The following is a 21,941-nucleotide window of genomic DNA, read 5'->3' as shown; positions in this document are numbered from 1 at the left end:
AATAGGCCAGCGTAATTAGCCGATCCGAAATCGTTATTAAGCGAAGCGGTCAGCGTCCTGTAAAATCGCGCTTCTCAAAAAGCGGCAGTTCAACAAGCGGCGGCCGGCTGCGCGGGTGCTCTCACCTGGCGAAGCCTTCCGCCGTTTGCATTTTCCAGACCGGCGCATGATCGACATACGTAACCTCTCGCAGCGTTTCGCGGGACCCCGAGGCTGGGTCGAAGCGCTGCACAACGTCAACTTGACGATTCCCGCCGGCGAAGTGTTCGGCATCATCGGGCGCAGCGGGGCGGGCAAGAGCACGCTGGTGCGCACGCTCAATCTGCTGACGCGGCCGAGCGAAGGCAACGTGATCGTCGATGGACGCGATCTCACGACGCTGCGCCCCGACGACTTGCGCGCCGCGCGCCGCGACATCGGCATGATCTTTCAGCACTTCAACCTTCTGTCGTCGCGCACGGTGTACGGCAACGTCGCGCTGCCGCTCGAACTCGCGGGCAAGAAGCGCGCGGAAATCGAAGCGGCGGTGCTGCCGCTGCTCGACCTCGTCGGCCTCACCACGCACAAGGACAAGTATCCGGCGCAGATCAGCGGCGGGCAGAAGCAGCGCGTGGGCATCGCGCGGGCGCTCGCGAGCAATCCGAAAGTGCTGCTCTCCGACGAAGCCACGTCCGCGCTCGATCCCGAAACCACGCGCGCAATTCTCGACCTGCTGCGCAAGATCAATCGCGAGCTCGGGCTCACCATCGTGCTCATCACGCATCAGATGGAGGTCATCAAGCAGGTCTGCGATCGCGTGGCCGTGCTGGATGCGGGGCGCGTGGTCGAGGAAGGCAAGGTCGTCGATGTCTTCATGCAGCCGCATCACGAAGTCACGCGCGCGCTCATCGGCGATGTCATCGCGCATGAGCTGCCGCCCGCGCTGAAGGCGCGCGTCGCCGAGCGGCTCAAGAGTGGCAGCGGCCATTTGCTGCGGCTCGCGTTCACGGGCTCGGGCGTCGACCAGCCGATTCTTTCCGAAACGATCCGCCGCTACGAACTGGACTTCAACATCCTGCACGGCCAGATCGACGAGATTCAGGGGCAGGCGTTCGGATCACTCGCCGTGCTGGCGGGCGGTCAGCCGGTCAAGGTCGCGGAGGCGATCGCTTATTTGCGCACGCAAGGCGTGGTCGTGGAGGAGTTGTCCCATGTTGAGTGAAATGTTCGACATGTTCGTGCAGTCGTTCTGGGAAACGCTGATCATGGTCGGCATCTCGGGACTCGTCGGCGCGGCGGTGGGCCTGCCGCTCGGCGTGCTGCTCTATCTGACCGACCGCGACGGCGTGCTGCGAAACATGGCCGTCAACCGCGTGCTCGGCGGCATCGTCAATGCGGTGCGCTCGACGCCGTTCATCATCCTGCTTGTCGCGGTCATTCCGTTCACGCGGCTCATCGTCGGCTCGTCCATCGGCACGGCGGCGGCGGTCGTGCCGCTCACCATCGCGGCGGCGCCGTTCATTGCGCGGCTCGTCGAAACGGCGCTGCGCGAAGTGGATCGCGGTCTCATCGAAGCCGCGCAGGCCATGGGCGCGACCACGAGCCAGATCGTCTTCAAGGTGCTGCTGCCGGAGTCGCTGCCGGGTGTCGTCGCGGGACTCACCATCACGTTCGTCTCGCTGGTCGGCTATTCGGCGATGGCCGGCGCGATCGGCGGCGGCGGCCTCGGCGATCTCGGCATCCGCTACGGCTACCAGCGATTCCTGCCGGGAGTGATGCTGGCGGTCGTCGTCATTCTCATCGTGTTCGTGCAGCTCGTGCAGTCGTTCGGCGACTGGCTCGTGCGCCGTCTGAGCCACAAATAATTCCATTAAGAAGAAGGTCAGCACATGCAACGTCGATTCATCCTGAAGTTCGCCGCGGCGCTCGGCGCGGCATCGCTCATGAGCACGCTCGCGCACGCGGACGACAACGCCATCAAGGTCGGCGTGACGGGCGGCCCGCACGCGCAAGTCATGGAAGTCGTGAAGCAGGTCGCCGCGAAGAACGGGCTGAAGATCACGGTCGTCGAATTCTCGGACTACGTGCAGCCGAACGCGGCACTCGCGGCGGGCGATCTCGACGCCAACAGCTACCAGCATCAGCCGTATCTGGACGCGCAGGTGAAAGACCGCGGCTACAAGCTTATTAAGGTCGCCGATACGGTCACGTTCCCGATGGGCATCTATTCGAAGAAGCTCAAGTCGCTGAATGAGTTGCCGAATGGCGCGCGCATCGCCGTGCCGAACGATCCGACCAACGGCGGCCGCGCGTTGCTGCTGCTGCAAAAGCAGGGCTTGCTGAAGCTGCGCGCGGATGCGGGCCTGAAGGCGACGCCGCTCGATATCGTCGAGAATCCGAAGAAGCTGAAGATCGTCGAACTGGACGCCGCGCAGATTCCGCGCTCGCTCGCCGATGTCGATGCCGCCGCCATCAACACGAACTTCGCGATGGAAGCCGGCCTGAAGCCGAAGTCCGACGCCATCGCCATCGAAGATCCGCGCGGCCCGTACGCGAACATCATCGCCATCCGCGCCGCCGACAAGGACAAGCCGTGGGTCGGCAAGCTCGTGGCCGCCTATCACTCGCCGGAAGTGAAGCAGTTCATCGAGGGCAAGTACGCCGGCGCGGTCATCGCGGCCTGGTGAGCTTTCTCGCCGCATCCGGGTTTTTTGGGATGGAAAGCGAACGACCGTTCTTTTAAAGTGAGATCAAATGGATTGCACGCTGACCCGGTTCGCCGTTCTGGCCGAAGGCGCGAACGCGCGGCTCGTATAATGAGGCTGGGTTGACGTAATCGTAACTTTGGAGCGTGTGGATGAAAATTCTGGTGCCAGTCAAGCGCGTGGTCGACTACAACGTGAAGGTCCGCGTGAAATCGGACAACACGGGCGTCGAACTCGCCAACGTGAAGATGTCGATGAACCCGTTCGACGAAATCGCCGTGGAAGAGGCGGTGCGTCTGAAGGAAGCGGGTGTCGCAACGGAAGTGATCGCGGTGTCGTGCGGCGTCACGCAATGTCAGGAAACGCTGCGCACGGCGCTGGCGATCGGCGCGGATCGCGCGATTCTCGTTGAAACCGCCGAGGAGTTGCAGCCGCTGGCAGTGGCGAAGTTGCTCAAGGCGCTGGTCGATCAGGAAAAGCCGGAGCTCGTGATTCTCGGCAAGCAGGCGATCGACGACGATTCGAACCAGACCGGCCAGATGCTTGCAGCACTGGCGGGGCTGCCGCAGGCGACGTTCGCATCGAAAGTCGTGATCGCCGATGGCCGCGCGACTGTCTCGCGTGAAGTGGATGGCGGCGCGGAAACGCTGTCGCTGAAACTGCCCGCCGTGGTGACGACCGACCTGCGCCTCAACGAGCCGCGCTACGTGACGCTGCCCAACATCATGAAGGCGAAGAAAAAGCCGCTGACGACCGTGACGCCCGCCGATCTGGGCGTCGATGTCGCGCCGCGTCTGAAGACGCTGAAAGTCACCGAGCCGCCCAAGCGCAGCGCCGGCGTGACGGTGCCGGACGTGAAGACGCTGGTCGAGAAACTGAAAACCGAAGCGAAGGTGATCTAACGTGACGACTCTCGTAATTGCAGAACACGACAACGCGTCGATCAAGGCGGCGACGTTGAACACGGTCGCGGCAGCGGCCAAGCTGGGCGGCGGTATTCACGTTCTGGTCGCGGGTTCGAACGCGCAGGGCGCGGCGGAACAAGCGGCGAAGATCGCAGGCGTTTCCAAGGTGTTGCTGGCCGATGCGCCGCAGCTTGCCGAAGGACTCGCGGAGAACGTCGAAGGCACGGTGCTGAACATCGCCAAGGACTATTCGCACATCGTCGCGCCGGCGACGGCTTACGGCAAGAACATCGCGCCGCGTATCGCCGCGCATCTGGATGTCGCGCAGATCAGCGAGATCACGGCTGTCGTGAGCGCAGACACGTTCGAGCGTCCGATCTACGCGGGAAATGCGATCGCGACGGTGCAATCGGCTGATCCGATCAAGGTCATCACGGTTCGCGCGACGGGCTTCGATCCGGTCGCGGCTGAAGGCGGCAGCGCATCGGTCGAGAAGATCGAAGCAGCGGCCGATGCGGGCGTCTCGCAGTTCGTCAATCGCGAAGTGACGAAGCTCGACCGGCCGGAACTGACGAGCGCGAACATTATCGTCTCGGGCGGGCGCGGTCTCGGCAGCGGCGAGAACTACACGCAAGTGCTGGAACCGCTCGCGGACAAGCTCGGCGCGGCGCTGGGCGCATCGCGCGCGGCGGTCGACGCGGGCTACGTGCCGAACGATTATCAAGTCGGCCAAACGGGCAAGATCGTCGCGCCGCAGTTGTACGTGGCCGTCGGTATTTCGGGCGCGATTCAGCACTTGGCCGGCATGAAGGACAGCAAGGTGATCGTCGCGATCAACAAGGACGCCGAAGCACCGATCTTCAGCGTGGCGGATTACGGCCTCGTCGGCGATCTGTTCTCGGTGGTGCCGGAACTGGTGAAAGAACTCGGCTGATCGCGTGCGTCGCGAGCGGCGCCTGCAATAGAAAAACAAAGGGCGCGACAACCGTTGCGCCCTTTTTGCATCCGGAAACGAAAGAGGAGACAAACGATGAGCTACCGCGCTCCGGTGAAGGACATGCTGTTCGTCATGAAGGAACTGGCCGATATCGACAGCATCGCCGCGCTGCCGGGCTATGAGGACGGCAACTTCGACACCGCGCAGGCTGTCGTCGAAGAAGCCGCGCGCTTCTGCGGCGAAGTGCTTGCGCCGCTGAACGTCACGGGCGATCGCCAACCCAGCACGTGGGCGAACGGACAGGTGACGACGACGCCCGGCTTCAGGGACGCGTTTCGCCAGTTCGCGGAGGGCGGGTGGCAAGGCATCGTGCATCCGGCGGAGTTCGGCGGACAGAACCTGCCGAAGCTCATCGCGACTGCCTGCATTGAAATGCTCAACTCGGCCAATCTTTCGTTCGCGCTCTGTCCGCTGCTGACAGACGGCGCGATCGAAGCGTTGTTGACAGCCGGCAGCGAAGAGCAGAAGGCGCGCTATCTGCCGAAGTTCATTTCCGGCGAATGGACCGGCACGATGAACCTGACCGAGCCGCAAGCCGGCTCCGATCTGGCGCTCGTGCGCACGCGCGCCGAGCCGCAGGGCGACGGCACGTACAAGCTCTTCGGCACGAAAATCTTCATCACCTACGGCGAGCACGATATGACGGAGAACATCGTGCATCTGGTGCTCGCGCGCACGCCCGATGCGCCGGAAGGCGTGAAGGGCATTTCGCTCTTTATCGTGCCGAAGTTTCTCGTCAACGACGACGGGTCGCTCGGAGAACGCAACGACGTGCATTGCGTCTCCATCGAGCACAAGCTCGGCATCAAGGCGAGCCCGACCGCCGTGCTCCAATACGGCGACCACGGCGGGGCGGTCGGCTATTTGATCGGCGAGGAGAATCGCGGCCTCGAATACATGTTCATCATGATGAACGCCGCGCGTTTCGCCGTCGGCATGCAGGGCGTCGCGGTTTCGGAGCGGGCGTATCAGCAGGCCGTCGCATATGCGAAGGAGCGCGTCCAAAGCCGCCCGGTGGATGGCAGCGCGAAGGCGGCGGTGTCGATCATCCAGCATCCGGACGTGCGCCGCATGCTCGCCACGATGCGCGCCTATACGGAAGGCGCGCGCGCGCTCGCCTATGTCGCCGCCGCGCATAGCGACCTGGCGCACGCGCATCCGGAAGAAGCGGTGCGCAAGCGCCATCAGGCGGTCTATGAATTCCTCGTGCCGATCGTCAAGGGCTTCAGCACCGAAATTTCCGTGGATGTCGCGAGCCTCGGCGTGCAGGTGCATGGCGGCATGGGCTTCATCGAGGAGACCGGCGCCGCGCAGCATTATCGAGATGCGCGCATCCTGCCGATCTACGAAGGCACGACCGCTATTCAGGCCAACGATCTGATCGGGCGCAAGACCGTACGCGATGGCGGCGCGACCGCGCAGGCGCTGCTCGCCCATATCGACCAGACCATCTCGGCGCTCGCCGAAGTCGACGGCCAGGCGTTCAAGTCGATGCATCGTCATCTGAGCGCGGGCAGCCTGTCGCTCGCGCGCGTCATCGAGTTCGTCGTCGCGCGGTTCAAGAGCGATCCGAACGCGGTGTTCGCGGGCAGCGTGCCGTATCTGAAGCTCGCCGGCATCGTGCTTTCCGGCTGGCAAATGGCCCGCGCGATGCTCGTCGCGCAAACGAAACGCGCCGAAGACGAGCCGTTCTATTCGGCGAAGATCGCGACCGCCGAGTTCTTCGCGGAACACATCTTGTCGCACGCGCCCGGCTTCGAGGCGGCGATCGTGAGCGCCAACGGACACGAAGGCGTGCTCGCGCTGAGCGAAGATCAGTTCTGAAAACGACGACGGCGCCTTTGCAGGCGCCGTCGTTCAATCAGCCGGTTCGAATGTCAGGCGTCGGCGTAGGCCGGTCGCCCGGTGACGCTTGCATCGCCGAAGTAGCGATGCACCGACAAGTCGTCCGAGCGGATAGCGGGCTGCCTGCCGGACATCAGGTCCGCGAGCAACTGGCCCGAACCGCACGACATCGTCCAGCCGAGCGTGCCGTGGCCGGTGTTGAGGAAGAGATTGGGCACGGGCGTGCGGCCGACGATCGGCGTGCCGTCCGGCGTCATCGGGCGCAGGCCGGTCCAGAAACTCGCGCTCGCGGTATCGCCGCCGCCGGGGAACAGGTCGTTCACGCACATTTCGAGCGTCTCGCGACGTGCCTGCTTCAGCGTCTTGTCATAGCCGACAATCTCCGCCATGCCACCGACGCGAATGCGGTCGTCGAAGCGCGTGATCGCGATCTTGTACGTTTCGTCGAGCACCGTGGAGACCGGAGCGCGCTTCGCATCGACGATCGGCGCGGTGATCGAATAGCCCTTCAGCGGATACACCGGAATCTTGACGAGATCGCCGAGCAGCTTCGGCGAATACGACCCGAGCGCGACGACATACGAATCCGCCGTGATAAGTTCTCTCCCGCATTGCACGGCGGCGATGCGGCCGTTGCTCACGCGCAGCGCGTCGATCGGCGTCTTGTAGCGAAACTCGACGCCGAGCGCTTCGGCCATCGCGGCCAAGCGCGTGGTGAACATCTGGCAGTCGCCGGTTTCGTCGTTCGGCAGGCGCAGGCCGCCCGTCAGCTTGTGCGATACGGCGGCGAGCGCCGGCTCGGCCTTCGCCAGCTCCTCCGCCGACAGCAACTCGAACGGCACGTTGGCGTCCTTCAACACCGCGATGTCTTTGGCCGCGCCGTCCAACTGCTGCTGCGTGCGGAACACCTGCAACGTGCCGCCGGTGCGGCCTTCGTATTGAATGCCGGTGTCCGCGCGCAACGCCTGCAGGCAATCGCGGCTGTATTCGGCGAGGCGCACCATGCGGCCTTTGTTCACCGTGTAGCGCTCCTGCGTGCAGTTGCGCAGCATCTGCCACATCCACTGAAGCTGGCTCATCGTGCCGTCGAGGCGGATGGCGAGCGGCGCGTGCTTTTCGAACATCCATTTGACGGCCTTGAGCGGCACGCCCGGCGCGGCCCACGGCGACGCGTAGCCCGGCGAAATCTGTCCCGCATTGGCGAAACTGGTTTCGAGCGCGGGGCCGGCTTCGCGGTCGATGACCGTGACTTCGTGCCCGGCGCGCGCGAGGTAATACGCGCTAGTCACGCCGACGACGCCGCTTCCCAGAATAACGATTCGCATGTGATCTCCGTTTCCGATCCGACTGGACAGTCGCGAATCGCACGAGGGCTGCGACGGATTGTCCGGCTAGTGTTATCGACTATACTATTGGCAGTAAGGCAGTTTTAGTTATTGTATTTCGCGGATTTTCAGGAAGGAAACGATGAGAACGCAGCGAAATCCGCTTCGGACGCTCGATAAACTCGATCACAAGATTTTGAGCATCCTGCAGCAGGACGGACGCATCGCGATGAAGGATCTGGCGGAGCGTGTCGGCCTGTCGGTGACGCCGTGCATCGAGCGCGTGCGGCGCATGGAACGCGACGGCGTGATCACCGGCTATTACGCGCGCGTGAACCCCGCACAATTGGGCGCGGCGCTGCTCGTGTTCGTCGAAATCACGCTGGATCACAAAAGCGGCAACATGTTCGAACAGTTTCGGCGCGAGGTTCAGCGCATTCCCGAAGTGCTCGAATGCCATCTCGTTTCGGGCGATTTCGACTATCTGATCAAGGCGCGCATCGGCGAAATGGCCGACTACCGCAAGCTGCTCGGCGACATTCTTCTGCAACTGCCGGGAGCCGTGCAGTCGAAGAGCTACGTGGTGATGGAGGAAATCAAGGAGACGCTGACCATTCCGGTCGACGTCTAAAAAACTGCTTGCGGTCGCGGCGTGATACTGTATATTTGTACAGTACTTCAAGACGCAACCCTGTGACCGCAATGCCCACGCCGGACGATGAATTTCCTGTCGCGCCGCCTTCGCCGCTGAAGGGGCGCGGCGCTGTGTCCAACCTTCAGGGTCGCTACGAGAAGGACGAGCGCGAGCGCGTCGACGACGGCTGGACGCACGAAACCGCCGAGGACGAAGGCTCGCCGCCGCTGCGCACGCAGGTTTTCGAGGAACGCGCGAAGAGCATTCTCACGCGCAACAACTCGCCGGACATCCCATTCACGGTTTCGTTGAACCCGTACCGTGGCTGCGAACACGGCTGCATCTATTGCTTCGCGCGTCCGACTCACAGCTATCTCGGCCTCTCGCCGGGACTGGATTTCGAAAGCCGCATCTATGCCAAGATCAACGCCGGAGAGTTGCTCGAGCGCGAGCTGGCGAAGCCTAGCTATCAGCCGGATCCCATCGCGCTCGGCGTCAATACGGACGCGTATCAGCCGGTCGAGCGCGATCTGAAGCTGACGCGGCGGGTGATCGAGATTCTCCACGACTGCGGGCATCCGTTCGGGGCGATCACGAAGTCGTCGCTGATCGAACGCGATATCGATCTGCTCGCGCGCATGGCCGAGCGCAAGCAGTTCATGGCGGCGATCACCGTCACGACGCTCGATGCCGACATCGCGCGCACGCTGGAACCGCGCGCCGCCACGCCGTCGCGCCGGCTGCGCACCATTCGCACGCTCGCCGACGCGGGCATTCCGGTCGGCGTCAGCATCGCGCCGGTGATCCCGTTCGTCACGGAACCGGACCTCGAACGCGTGCTGGAAGCCTGCGCGGAGGCGGGCGCTACCACGGCGAGCTATATCGTGCTGCGTCTGCCGTGGGAGGTTGCGCCGCTTTTCAAGGACTGGCTCGCCGCGCATTTTCCGGATCGCGCGGACCGCGTGATGAGCCGCGTGCGCGACATGCGCGGCGGCAAGGACTACGACTCGGACTTCGCCACGCGCATGAAGGGCGAGGGCCTGTGGGCGGACATGCTGAAACAGCGCTTTAGTCAGGCGACGAAGCGGCTCGGTCTAAACCTGCGCAATCGCGGCATTCTGGATATGTCGGAGTTCCAGCGGCCAGCGAGCGCGAAGGCCCAGCGGGCGGCGGTGCCTGCCGCTGGCGGCCAGCTGAACCTATTCTGACCTTATTGCGACAACGTCTTGGCGGCTTCCACCTGGCCTTCGAAATACGTCTGGAACGTCAACGCGAGGCCCGTCATCAGCAGGAACGCTCCGATCAGCAGCGAGAAGATCACCACGAAGATCACCGTCCAGCCCGAGTGGCTTTGACGGCCGGTATGGGCGTTGAACTGCGCGTCCCACTTCGCATCGGGCCGCAGTCCGTACACGATGGCCGAAAGAAACGCCGCGAGCAGCGACACCGCGCCCGGCACGGCGAGCGCCCAGCCGAGCACCGACGTACGCTCGGTCGCGGCGAGCAGCAGATAGCCGACCGCGCCCATCACGATCCCCACGATATGCGCCCAGCCGTACTTGTCGCGCATGCCATACAGATAGAAGCGGTGCAGGCCGATGCTGCCGAACAGGAACGCGAGCGCGGCGGTCAGCGTTTTCGAACGGAAGTAGGGCGGAGCCGCCTTGCCCGCAGGTTTCGAATCGGACTGCGCGGCAACGGACGAGGAAGTCATCTTGGAGAGCGGTGATGAGTGCAGATTCGTCATTTTACGATGCGGCGCGCGGCGTAGACAGAACGCGACATTTCGGTCGCGGCGGCTCCCGGCGCTGCACGTTGCCAGCAAAAAATGCGTTAAGTGTTTGTTAGGGCTTCGGATTCCCGTTATAATCGCGTGTTCTGGTAGTTCCGAACCCCGGTTTTCAAGGATTTCAGCATGGTCATCATCCGCTTGGCTCGTGGCGGCTCGAAGAAGCGCCCGTTCTACAACATCGTCGCAACCGATTCGCGTAGCCGCCGTGACGGCCGCTTCATCGAGCGCGTGGGTTTCTACAACCCGGTCGCCACGAAGGGCGAATCGCTGCGTATCGCTCAAGATCGCCTGACCTACTGGCAAGGCGTCGGCGCGCAACTGTCGCCGACCGTCGAGCGTCTGGTCAAGCAGTCGAAGCAAGCTCAGCCGGCTGCTTAAGCTGTCTCGCTGCTTTTCGATTGAGGCGACGCGTCACGCTTTCAAGCGTAACCGGTCGCCCAAGTCGCACATATTTGCCCAAAGGTTCGCTGATGCCCGCGCGTGATCCCCGAAACGGCCACGAGTCCGGTTCCGTCAGTCAACCGAAGCCGGGGCAACAGGAAGGTGCCGCCACGTTCGGCGCGTTCGTCCGCAAGCCGGGCGCGCGCCGCGTGGCGGCCGGCGTTTCGGGCGCAGGCAAGCCCGAAGGCGGCGGCGAGGGCATCGAGCCGGCGGAGAGTCTGCCGGAAGATGCAGTCGAAGTCGGTTTCATCGTGGATGCCTATGGCCTGAAGGGCTGGGTCAAGGTCATGCCGCATGCGCACGGCAAGTCCGGCGGCGACGCGTTGCTCTCGGCCAAGCGTTGGTGGCTCGTCAAGAATCGCGACCGCAAGTCCGCGCGCCGTCTGCAGTCGAAGGTGCACGGAGATTCGATCGTCGCGAGTCTGGCGGGTTGCGACGACCGCGACGCCGCGCTGACGCTGAAAGGCTACGCGGTGCACATCGCGCGCAGCGACTTTCCGAAGCTCGACGACGAAGACGAGTTCTACTGGGTCGATCTGATCGGCCTCGATGTCGAAAACGAAGCGGGCGTGGCGCTTGGCCGCGTTGCCGACATGATCGACAACGGCGCGCATTCCATCCTGCGGGTCGAGTACCCGGCCACGAACAAGGATGGCGAGCCCGTCACCGGCGAGCGGCTTATTCCGTTCGTCGGCGTGTACGTGAAGACGGTGGATCGGGCGGCGAAGCGTATCGTCGTCGACTGGGACGCCGATTATTGAAAGCCATCGGCAGAACACGGAGAGGGCGATGCAGTTCGATGTCGTGACGCTCTTTCCCGAGATGTTTCGCGCGCTGACCGACTGGGGCATCACCAGCCGGGCGGTGAAGCAGGGGCGGTTCGGTCTGCGCACATGGAATCCGCGCGATTTCACCACGGACAACTACCGCACCATCGACGACCGTCCTTACGGCGGCGGCCCCGGCATGGTCATGCTGGCGCGTCCGCTGGAAGACGCGATCGATGCGGCCAAGACAGCGCAGCGCGAGCAGGGCATCGAGAACACGCGCGTCGTGATGATGTCGCCGCAAGGCGCGAAGCTGGACCATGATCGCGTGATGCGTTTCTCGCAGGAACCCGGCCTTGTGTTGTTGTGCGGCCGGTACGAAGCGATCGACCAGCGTTTGATCGATCGCGTGGTGGACGAGGAAGTGAGCCTCGGCGACTTCGTGCTATCCGGCGGCGAATTGCCGGCCATGGCGCTGATGGACGCGGTCGTGCGCCACTTGCCCGGCGTGCTGAACGACGCGCAATCCGCAGTGCAGGACAGTTTCGTCGACGTATTGCTCGACTGTCCGCACTACACGCGCCCGGAGGAATACGAAGGCGTGCGCGTGCCGGATGTGCTGCTCGGCGGCCATCACAAGGAAATCGACGCCTGGCGCAGGCGCGAAGCATTGCGCAATACGTTCATCAAGCGGCCCGATCTGATCGAGCGGGCGCGCAAGAGCAAGTTGCTGAGCCGTGCCGACGAGGCGTGGCTTGCAAGTCTCGCGAAGGACGCGTCGAAGCCGCAATAAGCTTCGGGCTACGAGCGGGACAAATGGGGGCGCCGACCAACATCGGCGCCGGAAGTGAACCCATCCTCTACCGGGGCCTCTTACCAGAAGTCGAGGCACACAACTCCGGCAAGATGGCACAAGGAGTCAGTAATGAATCTGATTGAACAACTCGAGAAGGAAGAGATCGCACGCGTGCTGGGCGAGAAGGCCATCCCCGACTTCGGTCCGGGCGACACGGTCGTCGTCAACGTGAACGTCGTCGAAGGTACGCGCAAGCGCGTGCAGGCTTACGAAGGCGTCGTGATCGCAAAGCGCAATCGTGGCCTGAACTCGAACTTCATCGTCCGCAAGATTTCGTCGGGCGAAGGCGTCGAGCGTACGTTCCAGACCTACTCGCCGCTGCTCGCGAGCATCGTCGTGAAGCGTCGCGGTGACGTTCGTCGCGCGAAGCTGTACTACCTGCGCGAGCGTTCGGGCAAGTCGGCTCGAATCAAGGAAAAGCTGGTCTCGAAGGACCGTGCCGCTACCGCCGCCGAGTAAGCTCTCAGCAGCGCAGTCGCACCGGAAAAAGCACCCCTCGCGGGTGCTTTTTTCTTTGGTGTGTTCAAATCATATCTTCCACATTCAGGCTTGAGACCCGTGTCCACTGGCAAGACATCGACTCCGCGCATTCTCGAACCCGAACTGATGCCCGTCGTCTCGACGGGCGAAGCCATGCCGCCGATTCCGCCGGAACGCCTGACGCCGGACGGACTGCGCGAACGCTTCACGAAGGAACTCGACTGGACGCAGGAGCCGCCCGAGCAGCGCATCAAGGCGATCGGCGGCGATCCGCGCGTCGCTTCGGTGCTCGTGCCGCTCGTCGTGCGCGAGGGCGGGCTCACTGTGCTGTTGACTCAGCGCGCCGATCATCTCTCCGATCATGCCGGCCAGATCAGCTTCCCCGGCGGACGCCGTGAGCCCGAAGACGCCGATGCCGCCGCGACCGCGCTTCGCGAAGCGCGCGAGGAAGTCGGCCTCGGCGCGGAGCATTGCGAAGTCATCGGCGCAATGCCCGACTATCTGACCGGCACGGGCTTTCGCGTGACGCCGGTCGTCGCGCTCGTCTATCCGACGTTCACGTTGCAGGCCGACACGAGCGAAGTCGCCGATATCTTCGAAGTGCCGCTCGCGTGGCTCATGAATCCGGCGAACCACGAAGTGCGCGTGTTTCGTTGGGAAGGCGGCGAGCGGCGGTTCTTCGCCATGCCGTATACGCCGTCCGAAGGCAAGGCGCCGTACTTCATCTGGGGCGCGACGGCGGGCATGTTGCGCAATTTCTATCGCTTCCTCGCTGCACGTTAGCCACGCTCGCAACACGCGCAGCGACCGATCGTACAAAACGCGCAAGGCGCTGTGATATCGTTACGCGAAACTCGAATCAACCGACTGTTTCGGCGCTTCGCATGACTTTTTTCTCCGTATTGCTGGCTCTTATCATCGAGCAAGTGCGTGCCCTGTCGCCGCACAATCCTGTTTCGTCGTTGCTTCAGTATCACGCGGAATCCACCGCGCACGGCTTCGATGCCGGCAAGCCCAAGCACGGCGTCGTCGCGTGGCTGCTGGTCGTATTGCCGTGGACGCTCGCGGTCGGCCTCGTCTATTACGTGCTGTATCGCATCAACTTCGTTCTGGCGTTTTTGTGGAACGTGGTGATCGTCTACTTCACGCTCGGCTTTCGCCAGTTCAGCCACTATTTCACCGACATCCATCTCGCGCTCAATAACGACGACGTTCCGCGCGCGCGCGAAGTGCTGACGGAGTGGACCGGGCTCGATACCGTCGACATGCCCGTGAGCGAGATCGTGCGGCACACGCTGGTTCATGCGGTAGTCGCGTCGCACCGGCACGTGTTCGGCGTCTTCTTCTGGTTTCTGATCCCGATCGGTCCGGCGGGCGCGGTGTTCTATCGCATCGCCGAATATCTGGCGCGTGCATGGGCGATGCCGAGCCCCGAGCGCACCGCGGAGTTCTCGTCGTTCGCGCAGCGCGCATTTTTTGTGATCGACTGGATTCCGACGCGCCTGACCGCAATGGGCTTCGCGATCGTCGGAAACTTCGAGGACGCGATCTACGCGTGGCGCAATCACGCGCGCCAGTGGCCGGACTCGAACGACGGCGTGCTGCTGGCCGCAGGCAGCGGCGCGTTGGGCGCGCGACTCGCGGGGCCGCTCGCCGAACCGTTGAGCGTGGAAGCCCTCGCTGTCGGCGATGCGAGCCCGCTTCCCGTCGGCGACGACTGCACGCCGCGTACGCTGCAATCGGCGGTCGGCCTCGTGTGGCGCGCCGTCATCTTGTGGATGCTGCTCTTGCTGATGCTCACCATCGCGGTGTGGCTCGCCTGAGCGTCAGCCGTCGAGCGGATCGCGGTCCGTCTGACATTGCCAGCACACGGTGAACTGCGGCTCCAGCCGTTCGCCGCAATGCTTGCAGAACCAGGGCCGGGCGTTCGCGTCCGGCCCTTTTTGCGCGCGGTCCAGCAGACGGTGCGCCAGCGCTTCGTCGCGGTCGTCGACGATCCAGATTTCCGGTGAACATTGATCCGCCGGAATCTCGCCTAGCGCACCGTTGAGATAGCGGTTGTGCAGCTCGCACGGCACGCCCGCTATCGCCAGCACATTCACCCAATGTTGTGCCGTGATCAGGTTGGGCGCCGACGTGAGCCGTTTCATCGCACGATCTGGCTGGCTTCGTGAACGAGTTGCGCGTAGAGCGCGTGGCGCTCCGGCCGGATCTTGCCGGCCTCGACCGCTTCGAGCACCGCGCACCCCGGTTCTTGCAGATGATGGCAGTTGTAGAAGCGGCAGTGGCCCAGATACGGGCGGAAGTCAGCGAAGGCGCGTTCTAGCTGGCCTTCCGACAGGTGATGCAGGCCGAACTCCTGAAAGCCCGGCGAATCGATCAGCGAGCCGCCGCCGGGCAACGTGTAGAGGCGCGTGAACGTGGTCGTGTGGCGGCCGCTGTTGAGCGCCGACGATATCTCGCGCGTGGCGGCGTCCGCATCGGGCACGAGCAGATTCACGAGCGTCGACTTGCCCATGCCGGATTGCCCGAGCAGGATCGTCGCGCGGTTGCGCAGATGCGCGTCCAGTTGCGGATGCACTTCGCCCGGACGCGCCTTCGCCGACAGTTCGATCACGGTGTAGCCCAACTCGCGATACGGCGCGAGACGTTCTCGCAGGAGCGGCAGGGCGTCCGTCACGTCGGTCTTGTTGAGAACGATGAGCGCATCGAGCTCGTGCGCTTCGGCCGCGATGAGCGCGCGCCCGAGCAGGTCTTCGCTGAAGTGCGGCTCGGTGGCGAGCACGATCAGCAATTGGTCGAGATTCGCGGCGAAGAGCTTCGACTTGAACTGGTCTGAGCGGTAGAGCAGGTTGCGCCGCTCGCCGATCTCGACGATCACGCCCTGATCCGCCGACGACTGTTCGTACATCACATGATCGCCCACTGCCACCTCGCTCTTCTTGCCGCGCGGGAAGCATTGAAGCATCGCGCCGCCGTCGTCCGGCATCACGAGATAGTGCCGGCCGTGCGCGGCGATCACCGTGCCGCGAAGTCGCGCGGCGGACGGCGCGCCGGTCTTGCGCGGGGCGCGCGTCGTCATGCGGCGTGTTGCATCAGACGGTCGATGCGCTGCGAGGCGGGTGGATGCGAATAGTAGAACGCGGTGTAGATCGGATCGGGCGTCAACGTAGACGCGTTGTCCTCGTACAGCTTCACGAGCGCGTTGACGAGATCCTTCGGATCGGTCTGGCTCGCGGCGAAAGCGTCGGCTTCGAACTCGTTCTTGCGCGATGTCAGACTGCCGAGCGGCGTCACGAAGAACATGAACACGGGCAGCACCAGCATGAACAGCACGAGCGCGAGCCCGTTGTTGCCGCCGACGAGCGACGGCCGCACGCCCAGGCCTTCGTAGAACCAGACCGTCTGCACGAGCCAGCCGAGCAGCGCGAGCATCGCAAGGCTGATGCCGAACATCACGATCATCAGCTTGAGCACGTGACGGCGCTTGAAGTGACCGAGTTCGTGCGCGAGCACCGCTTCGATCTCGCTGCCGGACAGCCGCGCGAGCAGCGTATCGAAGAACACGATGCGCTTGGCCGCGCCGAAGCCCGTGAAGTACGCGTTACCGTGCGCGGACCGGCGGCTGCCGTCCATCACGAAAAGGCCCTTGGCCGCGAAGCCCGTGCGCGACATCAGGTTTTCGATGCGCGCGCGCAGCGCCTCGTCCTTCAGCGGCTCGAACTTGTTGAAGAGCGGCGCGATGAACGTCGGGTAGATGATCATGGCGAGCAACTGGAACGCGACCCAGACCATCCACGTCCACAGCCACCAATAAGCGCCCGCGCGATCCATGAGCCACAGCGTGAGCAGGAGCAGCGGCGCGCCGATCACGACGCCGAGCACCGTGCCTTTCACCAGATCGACGAAGAAGAGCTTCTTCGACATGCGGTTGAAGCCGAACTTCTCTTCCACGACGAAGTGGCGGATGTAGTCGAACGGCAGGTCGATGAGGCTTGTGATCGCGACGACCGACGCCACCAGCGCGATCTGCCCGAGGTAGCCGCGCCCGAGCCAGCCGGAGATGGCGTTGTCGAGCGCCTGCACGCCGCCGAGCAGCGTCAGCGCGATCAGCACGACGGCGCTCGTCACGACTTCGATCATCGTGAGACGCGTGCGCTCGATCGTGTAATCCGCCGCCCGCTGGTGCGCCGCGAGCGGGATGGTGCCGGTGAACTGCGGCGGCACGCCGTTGCGGTGCGCGGCGACGTGGCGAATCTGGCGCGACGCGAGCCAGAGCTTGGTCGAGACCATCGCGGCGAGCGCCACGACGAAGACGGTCGAGAAGGCGAGCGAGAGGTGGGTCATCCGGGCATTCCGATTGAACTATGCGAGAATTATAGGTTCTTGGCCGTGTCGCCGTTGTCACATCATGCCATCGCGTTGGCTTCTCAGATGCATTCGGCCCGCGCCCCATTCTCTTCTCAGGCAGCATCCATGACCGACTCCTCCGACCGTTCCGCAAGCGCTGACCTCGCCGCCGAATCCGCACTCGCGCGTAGCGACATGAATCTCATCTGGCTCGACATGGAAATGACCGGGCTCGATCCGGACAACGACCGCATCATCGAAATCGCCGTGGTCGTGACGAACTCGACGCTCGACAAGATGGTGGAAGGTCCGGTGCTCGCCATCCACCAGACGGAAGAAGCGCTCGAACGCATGGACGAGTGGAACCGCAATACGCACGGCCGCTCGGGGCTGATCGAGCGCGTGAAGGCGTCCACGGTGGATGAAGCCGAAGCCACGCGGCAAATTCGCGAGTTTCTCGGCCAGTACGTGCCGCCCGGCAAGTCGCCGATGTGCGGCAACTCCATCTGTCAGGATCGCCGTTTCATGGCGCGCTGGATGCCGGAACTGGAGACCTTCTTCCACTACCGCAATCTGGACGTCAGCACGCTGAAGGAACTGTGCCGCCGCTGGCAGCCGGCCATCTACAAGGGCTTCCAGAAGCGCGCGATGCACACGGCGCTCGCCGATATCCACGAGTCCATCGACGAACTGAAGTACTACCGCGAGCACTTCCTGATTCCGGCGGCGGCGAGCAGCGCGTCCTAAACCTTCGGCGGCCGGATCGCGCTTTTAGGACGAAACGCGGCGACGACTTCCGGCTGCGTGTCGATATACGGCCCGCCAATCAGGTCGATGCAATAGGGCACCGCGGCGAAGATGCCCGGCACCGTCGTCTTGCCGTCCGCGTCCTTCACGCCTTCCAGCGTCTCGCGGATGGACTTCGGCTGCCCCGGCAAATTGATGATGAGCGCGGCGTGATCGGCGGTTTCGCGAATGACTGCCACTTGTCGCGAAAGAATGGCGGTCGGCACGAAGTTGAGGCTGATCTGGCGCATCTGTTCGCCGAAGCCCGGCATCGGCTTAGTGGCGACGGCGAGCGTGGCTTCGGGCGTCACGTCGCGGCGCGCGGGGCCGGTGCCGCCGGTGGTCAGCACGAGATCACAGCCGAGCGTATCGACCAGTTCGATCAGCGTCGCAGAAATGGTGGCCGCGTCGTCCTGAATCAGCCGCGTTTCGGCGCGCCAGGGCGAAGCCATTGCGCCGCCGAGCCACGCTTGCAGCGACGGCAAGCCCTTGTCCTCATACACGCCTTGCGACGCGCGATCGCTGATGGACACGAGTCCGACGATCAACTCGTCCGGATGACTGCGCTCAGGCTTCATCTTTGCCTTCCTCGTCGTTCTCGTCGATGTCTTCGTCTTCGTCGTCTTCCACGCCCGCCGCGTTCTTGATCCACTGGAACAGCTCGCGGTAATAGCGCGGCGGCTTCTGCTGCTGGCGCTCCTTGCGCGCGTTGCGAATCAGCGTGCGGCCTTCTTGCGGATCGACGCCCGGATGTTCGCGAATGAAGTCGGTGAGCGCGGCGTCATCGGCGAGCAGTTGTTCGCGTGTGCGCTCGATCCAGTGCAGCCGCGCCGTTTCCGCCTTGTTCACGCCGCGATGCGTGTCGAGCGCGGTGCGCAGCGCGGCGACTTCCTCTTCCGACAGCGAGCGCATCACGCGCCCGACATACTGCAACTGACGGCGCTTGCCCTCGTGATCCGTGATGCGGCGCGCTTCGCGCACGGCGCTGTCGAGATCTTCGGGCATCGGCATGCGCTTGAGCGCGTCTTTCGGCAGCGCGATGAGCGCTTCGCCGAGCTCCTGGAGCGCGTGCATCTCGCGCTTCAGTTGCGATTTGCTCGGGCGGTCGTAGGCCTGATCGGGCGCGTCGTCGCGATCGGCTTCCATCGGTTGAATGCGGGTTTTACGGTTCATGGCGACATTGTAGCTTGCGCCCGCGCGCGAGCCGACGCGGTCGCGACGGGTGAACGCGCGCCGTCCTTGCTATGATCGCGTGGAGAGTCGGCGCGCGTCTTGAGCGACGACAGGCGCAACAACGGGCGCAACAACGGGCGCGACGACAGGCGCGACATTCATGACACGGAGCGCGACGGGCGCTTGCGCGGTCAACAAAACCGAAGGCAACGACACATGGCAGCAGACATCGACGTCAGGCAACGCTTTTTTCCGCACACGCAAGACGAGTTGAAGGAGATCGCGTCGGACATCCTGCGCTACGCGAAGGAACTCGGCGCGAGCGATGCCGCCACCGAAATCTCCGAGGGCGACGGCCTCTCGGTGAGCGTGCGGCGCGGCGAAGTGGACACGATCGAGCACAACCGCGACAAGATGGTCGGCGTCACGGTGTTCATCGGCAAGAAGCGCGGCAACGCGAGCACCGCCGACTTCACGCGCGAGGCGTTGCGCGACACGGTCGCGGCGGCGTACAACATCGCGCGATTCACCGCGGAAGACAGCGCGGCCGGGCTCGCCGAGGAAGAACTGCTCGAGAAGTCGCCGCAGGACCTCGATCTCTATCACCCGTGGGACATCGACGCCGAAGAGGCCGCCGACATCGCACGCCGCGCCGAGGCTGCGGCGTTCGCGGTCGACAAGCGCATCACGAATTCGGAAGGCGCGAGCGTGTCCGCGCAGCATTCGCAATTCGTGCTCGCGACCTCGCGCGGCTTCATGGCGGGCTATCCGTACTCGCGACACTACATCGCATGCGCGCCGATCGCGGCGAGCGGTCGCGACATGCAGCGCGACGACTGGTACACGTCGAAGCGCGACGCCTCCGAGCTTGCCGATCCGGAAGCCGTCGGCCGCTACGCCGCCGAGCGCGCGCTCGCGCGCCTGAACGCGCGCAGCCTCGACACGCGCAAGTGCCGCGTGCTGTTCGAAGCGCCGCTCGCTGCGGGCATCCTCGGCGCGTTCGTGCAGGCGGTGAGCGGCGGGGCGCTGTATCGCAAGACCACGTTCCTCGTCGACAGTCTCGGCAAGCCAGTGTTCGCGCCGCACATTCAGATCGTCGAAGACCCGCACGTGCGCGGCGGCATGGGCAGCGCGCCCTTCGACGAAGAGGGCGTGCGCACGCAGCGGCGCAACGTCGTGGAAGACGGCGTGGTGCAGGGCTATTTCCTCTCGACGTATTCGGCGCGCAAGCTCGGCATGCAGACCACCGGCAACGCGGGCGGCTCGCACAATCTGTCGATGAAGAGCACGCACACGCAGCCCGGCGACGACTTCGAAGCCATGCTGAAGAAGCTCGGCACGGGCCTGCTGCTGACCGAGCTGATGGGGCAGGGCGTGAACTACGTGACGGGCGACTATTCGCGCGGCGCGTCGGGCTTCTGGGTCGAGAACGGTCAGATCCAGCACGCCGTGGAGGAAATCACGGTGGCGAGCACGCTACAGGAGATGTTCCGCCATATCGAAGCCGTGGGCGCGGATACCGTGGTGCGCGGCACCAAGGCAATCGGCTCGGTGCTGATCGAGCGGATGACGGTGGCGGGGCAGTAAGCGCTTCCCGCGCTGCTGGCGAAACGAAAGGCCCCGGACGATGAGCAATCGTCCGGGGCCTTAGTCGTTGAGTCGTTGTTATGCGCGCCGCTCGTAAGTGACGAACGCGAACTCGAAGTCGTTGGGCGCCGCCGCGCGATGCCGCTCGCGCGACACTTCGCGCCACTGCGACGCGTCGGGCGCCGGAAAACGCGTGTTGCCGTCGAAATCGGCGTCGATTTCCGTGACGATCAGCTTATGCGCGCGGCCGATCGCATCGCCATAAAGCTGCGCGCCGCCGATCAGGAACGCTTCCGCCGCGCCGTCGGCAGTCGCGAGGGCGAGGGCTTCGTCGATGCTCGTCACCGTGTCGCAGCCTTCGAAGCGGCGCGTGGCGTCACGCGTCACGACGATGTTGCGCCGCCCGGGCAACGGCCGCCCGATCGACTCGTGCGTCTTGCGTCCCATGATGATGGGCGCGCCCATCGTCGTGCGTTTGAAGAAGGCGAGGTCTTCGGGCAGGCGCCACGGCAGTTGGTTATCGCGTCCGATCACGCCGTTGCGTGCTCGGGCGACGATGAGAGTGAGCGTCGTCATGTGCAGTCAGGAGAGAGGCGGCGCGCGCATTCTAACCGACGCGCTGGCCAGCGCGTCCCGCTCCCTTCGACGAGCGCATGCTTAGCCTGCCGATGCGTCCTCCGCGCCGTCGCGATAGGCGCGCGGGACTTCCGGCGCGATTTCGTCCCACAGCGTCACGCTCGGAATAGCGGCGGTTCCGCGCCATGACGCGGCGTCCGCATCATTGGCCGCTCGTTCATTCGCGGGGGACCAGTCGATTGCTTGCGTCTCGCTCGCGTCCGGCCGTGCATTAGCCGTCGATTCAAAACGCGGTAAATTGTGATCGAGAGCCATTGTCAACACAACAAACGAAGTAATTAATTCCACAAGCGCAGTTTCGGGAAATAAAATCGTGGGGCGACGGGTATGAAAGACAATCTCGCCGTTTCATGCGTGCCGCGTGTGGGGCAATCTATAGCTAAATGCATGCCATTCGCATCGGCGCCTTGACAGTCAAAGCGTCGCGCATAACGCCTCGACGGAAATCGGTGAAAACCTCCGGAAAACGTTTCATCAACGAAACGTGGGGCAAGAAAAGCCGAAAGATCGGGCAGATTCGGTATAAGCTCTCGTCGTACGAAAAGCACGACGCGAACTTGCAATAAATCCGTGTGAAACTGGTCGCGAGCCTTAGCCAGCAAGGTTTTGCGGCGAGTCAAGCCGTCTTTGGCGGTATTTGTTTTTGGTGATTCTGGGTTATAGTAGTCTCTTCAATGCGGCGC

The 21,941-nt window shown here is 63.9% G+C and carries 25 protein-coding genes; 16 read left to right on the top strand and 9 right to left on the bottom strand.

Going from position 1 to position 21,941, the window contains the following annotated elements:
- The first annotated feature begins 166 nt into the window (after window positions 1-166).
- The 6 genes from LDZ24_RS09810 to LDZ24_RS09785 all read left to right on the top strand — a co-directional run bounded on the left by LDZ24_RS09810 (window position 167) and on the right by LDZ24_RS09785 (window position 6,410).
- Window positions 167-1,201 carry a methionine ABC transporter ATP-binding protein gene (locus tag LDZ24_RS09810; RefSeq protein WP_248320294.1) on the top strand — a complete coding sequence of 345 codons (1,035 nt, stop codon included), beginning with the start codon at window positions 167-169 and terminating at the stop codon, window positions 1,199-1,201.
- Entirely contained in the window at window positions 1,191-1,844 is a 654-nt protein-coding gene (locus LDZ24_RS09805) for a methionine ABC transporter permease (protein ID WP_248320293.1), read from the top strand. The genes LDZ24_RS09810 and LDZ24_RS09805 overlap by 11 nt, the downstream gene beginning before the upstream one ends.
- 24 nt (window positions 1,845-1,868) lie before the next feature.
- Window positions 1,869-2,666, top strand: a complete 798-nt coding sequence (locus tag LDZ24_RS09800) for a MetQ/NlpA family ABC transporter substrate-binding protein (RefSeq protein ID WP_248320292.1) — start codon at window positions 1,869-1,871, stop codon at window positions 2,664-2,666.
- Window positions 2,667-2,836: 170 nt separating this feature from the next.
- Window positions 2,837-3,586: an electron transfer flavoprotein subunit beta/FixA family protein gene (locus tag LDZ24_RS09795; RefSeq protein ID WP_248320291.1), complete on the top strand. Its 750-nt coding sequence runs from the start codon at window positions 2,837-2,839 to the stop codon at window positions 3,584-3,586.
- A 1-nt stretch (window position 3,587) separates the two neighbouring features.
- Entirely contained in the window at window positions 3,588-4,523 is a 936-nt protein-coding gene (locus LDZ24_RS09790; RefSeq protein WP_248320290.1) for an electron transfer flavoprotein subunit alpha/FixB family protein, read from the top strand.
- Between the two features lie 96 nt (window positions 4,524-4,619).
- Window positions 4,620-6,410, top strand: a complete 1,791-nt coding sequence (locus LDZ24_RS09785; protein WP_248320289.1) for an acyl-CoA dehydrogenase — start codon at window positions 4,620-4,622, stop codon at window positions 6,408-6,410.
- A 53-nt stretch (window positions 6,411-6,463) separates the two neighbouring features.
- Here LDZ24_RS09785 and LDZ24_RS09780 read toward each other — a convergent pair whose 3' ends face one another.
- Window positions 6,464-7,756 (bottom strand): D-amino acid dehydrogenase, encoded by a 1,293-nt coding sequence (locus LDZ24_RS09780; RefSeq protein ID WP_248320288.1) that lies wholly within the window; start codon window positions 7,754-7,756, stop codon window positions 6,464-6,466.
- A 142-nt stretch (window positions 7,757-7,898) separates the two neighbouring features.
- Between LDZ24_RS09780 and LDZ24_RS09775 the strand changes: the two genes are divergently transcribed.
- Window positions 7,899-8,387, top strand: a complete 489-nt coding sequence (locus LDZ24_RS09775) for an Lrp/AsnC ligand binding domain-containing protein (protein ID WP_248320287.1) — start codon at window positions 7,899-7,901, stop codon at window positions 8,385-8,387.
- Between the two features lie 71 nt (window positions 8,388-8,458).
- Window positions 8,459-9,598, top strand: a complete 1,140-nt coding sequence (locus tag LDZ24_RS09770) for a PA0069 family radical SAM protein (RefSeq protein WP_248322329.1) — start codon at window positions 8,459-8,461, stop codon at window positions 9,596-9,598.
- 2 nt (window positions 9,599-9,600) lie between these two features.
- Here LDZ24_RS09770 and LDZ24_RS09765 read toward each other — a convergent pair whose 3' ends face one another.
- Window positions 9,601-10,104: an NINE protein gene (locus LDZ24_RS09765; RefSeq protein WP_248320286.1), complete on the bottom strand. Its 504-nt coding sequence runs from the start codon at window positions 10,102-10,104 to the stop codon at window positions 9,601-9,603.
- A gap of 201 nt (window positions 10,105-10,305) precedes the next feature.
- Here LDZ24_RS09765 and rpsP point away from each other — a divergent pair, with 201 nt between their 5' ends.
- From rpsP to LDZ24_RS09735, 6 genes are all read left to right on the top strand, one after another.
- Window positions 10,306-10,560, top strand: a complete 255-nt coding sequence (rpsP, locus tag LDZ24_RS09760) for a 30S ribosomal protein S16 (protein ID WP_175944588.1) — start codon at window positions 10,306-10,308, stop codon at window positions 10,558-10,560.
- Between the two features lie 92 nt (window positions 10,561-10,652).
- Window positions 10,653-11,384, top strand: coding sequence for a ribosome maturation factor RimM (gene rimM / locus LDZ24_RS09755; protein WP_248320285.1), 732 nt, complete (start codon window positions 10,653-10,655; stop codon window positions 11,382-11,384).
- Window positions 11,385-11,412: 28 nt separating this feature from the next.
- Window positions 11,413-12,183 (top strand): tRNA (guanosine(37)-N1)-methyltransferase TrmD, encoded by a 771-nt coding sequence (trmD, locus tag LDZ24_RS09750; RefSeq protein ID WP_175944583.1) that lies wholly within the window; start codon window positions 11,413-11,415, stop codon window positions 12,181-12,183.
- 132 nt (window positions 12,184-12,315) lie between these two features.
- Window positions 12,316-12,705 (top strand): 50S ribosomal protein L19, encoded by a 390-nt coding sequence (rplS, locus tag LDZ24_RS09745; protein ID WP_159836713.1) that lies wholly within the window; start codon window positions 12,316-12,318, stop codon window positions 12,703-12,705.
- Between the two features lie 147 nt (window positions 12,706-12,852).
- Entirely contained in the window at window positions 12,853-13,509 is a 657-nt protein-coding gene (locus LDZ24_RS09740) for a CoA pyrophosphatase (protein ID WP_248322328.1), read from the top strand.
- Between the two features lie 101 nt (window positions 13,510-13,610).
- Window positions 13,611-14,549: a CobD/CbiB family protein gene (locus LDZ24_RS09735; protein ID WP_244846965.1), complete on the top strand. Its 939-nt coding sequence runs from the start codon at window positions 13,611-13,613 to the stop codon at window positions 14,547-14,549.
- Window positions 14,550-14,552: 3 nt separating this feature from the next.
- Here LDZ24_RS09735 and LDZ24_RS09730 read toward each other — a convergent pair whose 3' ends face one another.
- From LDZ24_RS09730 to LDZ24_RS09720, 3 genes are read right to left on the bottom strand one after another with little or no spacing between them, the layout of a single operon-like run.
- Complete coding sequence (locus LDZ24_RS09730; protein ID WP_248320284.1) at window positions 14,553-14,876, bottom strand: DUF2007 domain-containing protein; 324 nt, start codon at window positions 14,874-14,876, stop codon at window positions 14,553-14,555.
- On the bottom strand, window positions 14,873-15,808 hold the full coding sequence (rsgA, locus tag LDZ24_RS09725; RefSeq protein ID WP_248320283.1) for a ribosome small subunit-dependent GTPase A: 936 nt from the start codon (window positions 15,806-15,808) through the stop codon (window positions 14,873-14,875). Before rsgA ends, LDZ24_RS09730 begins: the two co-directional genes overlap by 4 nt.
- The gene (locus LDZ24_RS09720) at window positions 15,805-17,073 is read right to left on the bottom strand and encodes a M48 family metallopeptidase (RefSeq protein ID WP_175944574.1); all 1,269 of its coding nucleotides are present in this window, start codon (window positions 17,071-17,073) and stop codon (window positions 15,805-15,807) included. The genes rsgA and LDZ24_RS09720 overlap by 4 nt, the downstream gene beginning before the upstream one ends.
- A gap of 129 nt (window positions 17,074-17,202) precedes the next feature.
- Between LDZ24_RS09720 and orn the strand changes: the two genes are divergently transcribed.
- On the top strand, window positions 17,203-17,823 hold the full coding sequence (gene orn / locus LDZ24_RS09715; protein ID WP_248320282.1) for an oligoribonuclease: 621 nt from the start codon (window positions 17,203-17,205) through the stop codon (window positions 17,821-17,823).
- On the opposite strand, the gene mog is transcribed toward orn, so the two are convergent.
- Window positions 17,820-18,440: a molybdopterin adenylyltransferase gene (gene mog / locus LDZ24_RS09710; protein ID WP_175944570.1), complete on the bottom strand. Its 621-nt coding sequence runs from the start codon at window positions 18,438-18,440 to the stop codon at window positions 17,820-17,822. The genes orn and mog overlap by 4 nt on opposite strands.
- Window positions 18,430-19,035, bottom strand: a complete 606-nt coding sequence (gene yjgA, locus LDZ24_RS09705) for a ribosome biogenesis factor YjgA (protein ID WP_248320281.1) — start codon at window positions 19,033-19,035, stop codon at window positions 18,430-18,432. Before yjgA ends, mog begins: the two co-directional genes overlap by 11 nt.
- A gap of 216 nt (window positions 19,036-19,251) precedes the next feature.
- Between yjgA and pmbA the strand changes: the two genes are divergently transcribed.
- The gene (gene pmbA, locus LDZ24_RS09700) at window positions 19,252-20,622 is read left to right on the top strand and encodes a metalloprotease PmbA (RefSeq protein ID WP_248320280.1); all 1,371 of its coding nucleotides are present in this window, start codon (window positions 19,252-19,254) and stop codon (window positions 20,620-20,622) included.
- A gap of 78 nt (window positions 20,623-20,700) precedes the next feature.
- Here the strand turns inward: pmbA and LDZ24_RS09695 are convergent, their stop codons facing one another.
- Window positions 20,701-21,198: a dihydrofolate reductase gene (locus LDZ24_RS09695; protein WP_248320279.1), complete on the bottom strand. Its 498-nt coding sequence runs from the start codon at window positions 21,196-21,198 to the stop codon at window positions 20,701-20,703.
- An 81-nt stretch (window positions 21,199-21,279) separates the two neighbouring features.
- Window positions 21,280-21,546, bottom strand: coding sequence for a hypothetical protein (locus LDZ24_RS09690; RefSeq protein WP_248320278.1), 267 nt, complete (start codon window positions 21,544-21,546; stop codon window positions 21,280-21,282).
- Window positions 21,547-21,941 lie beyond the last annotated feature (395 nt).

Source organism: Caballeronia sp. Sq4a, from assembly GCF_023170545.1.
Classification (GTDB): Bacteria; Pseudomonadota; Gammaproteobacteria; order Burkholderiales; family Burkholderiaceae; genus Caballeronia.
Note: the sequence above shows the minus strand (reverse complement) of the source record. Positions and strands in the feature narration are given on the sequence as shown.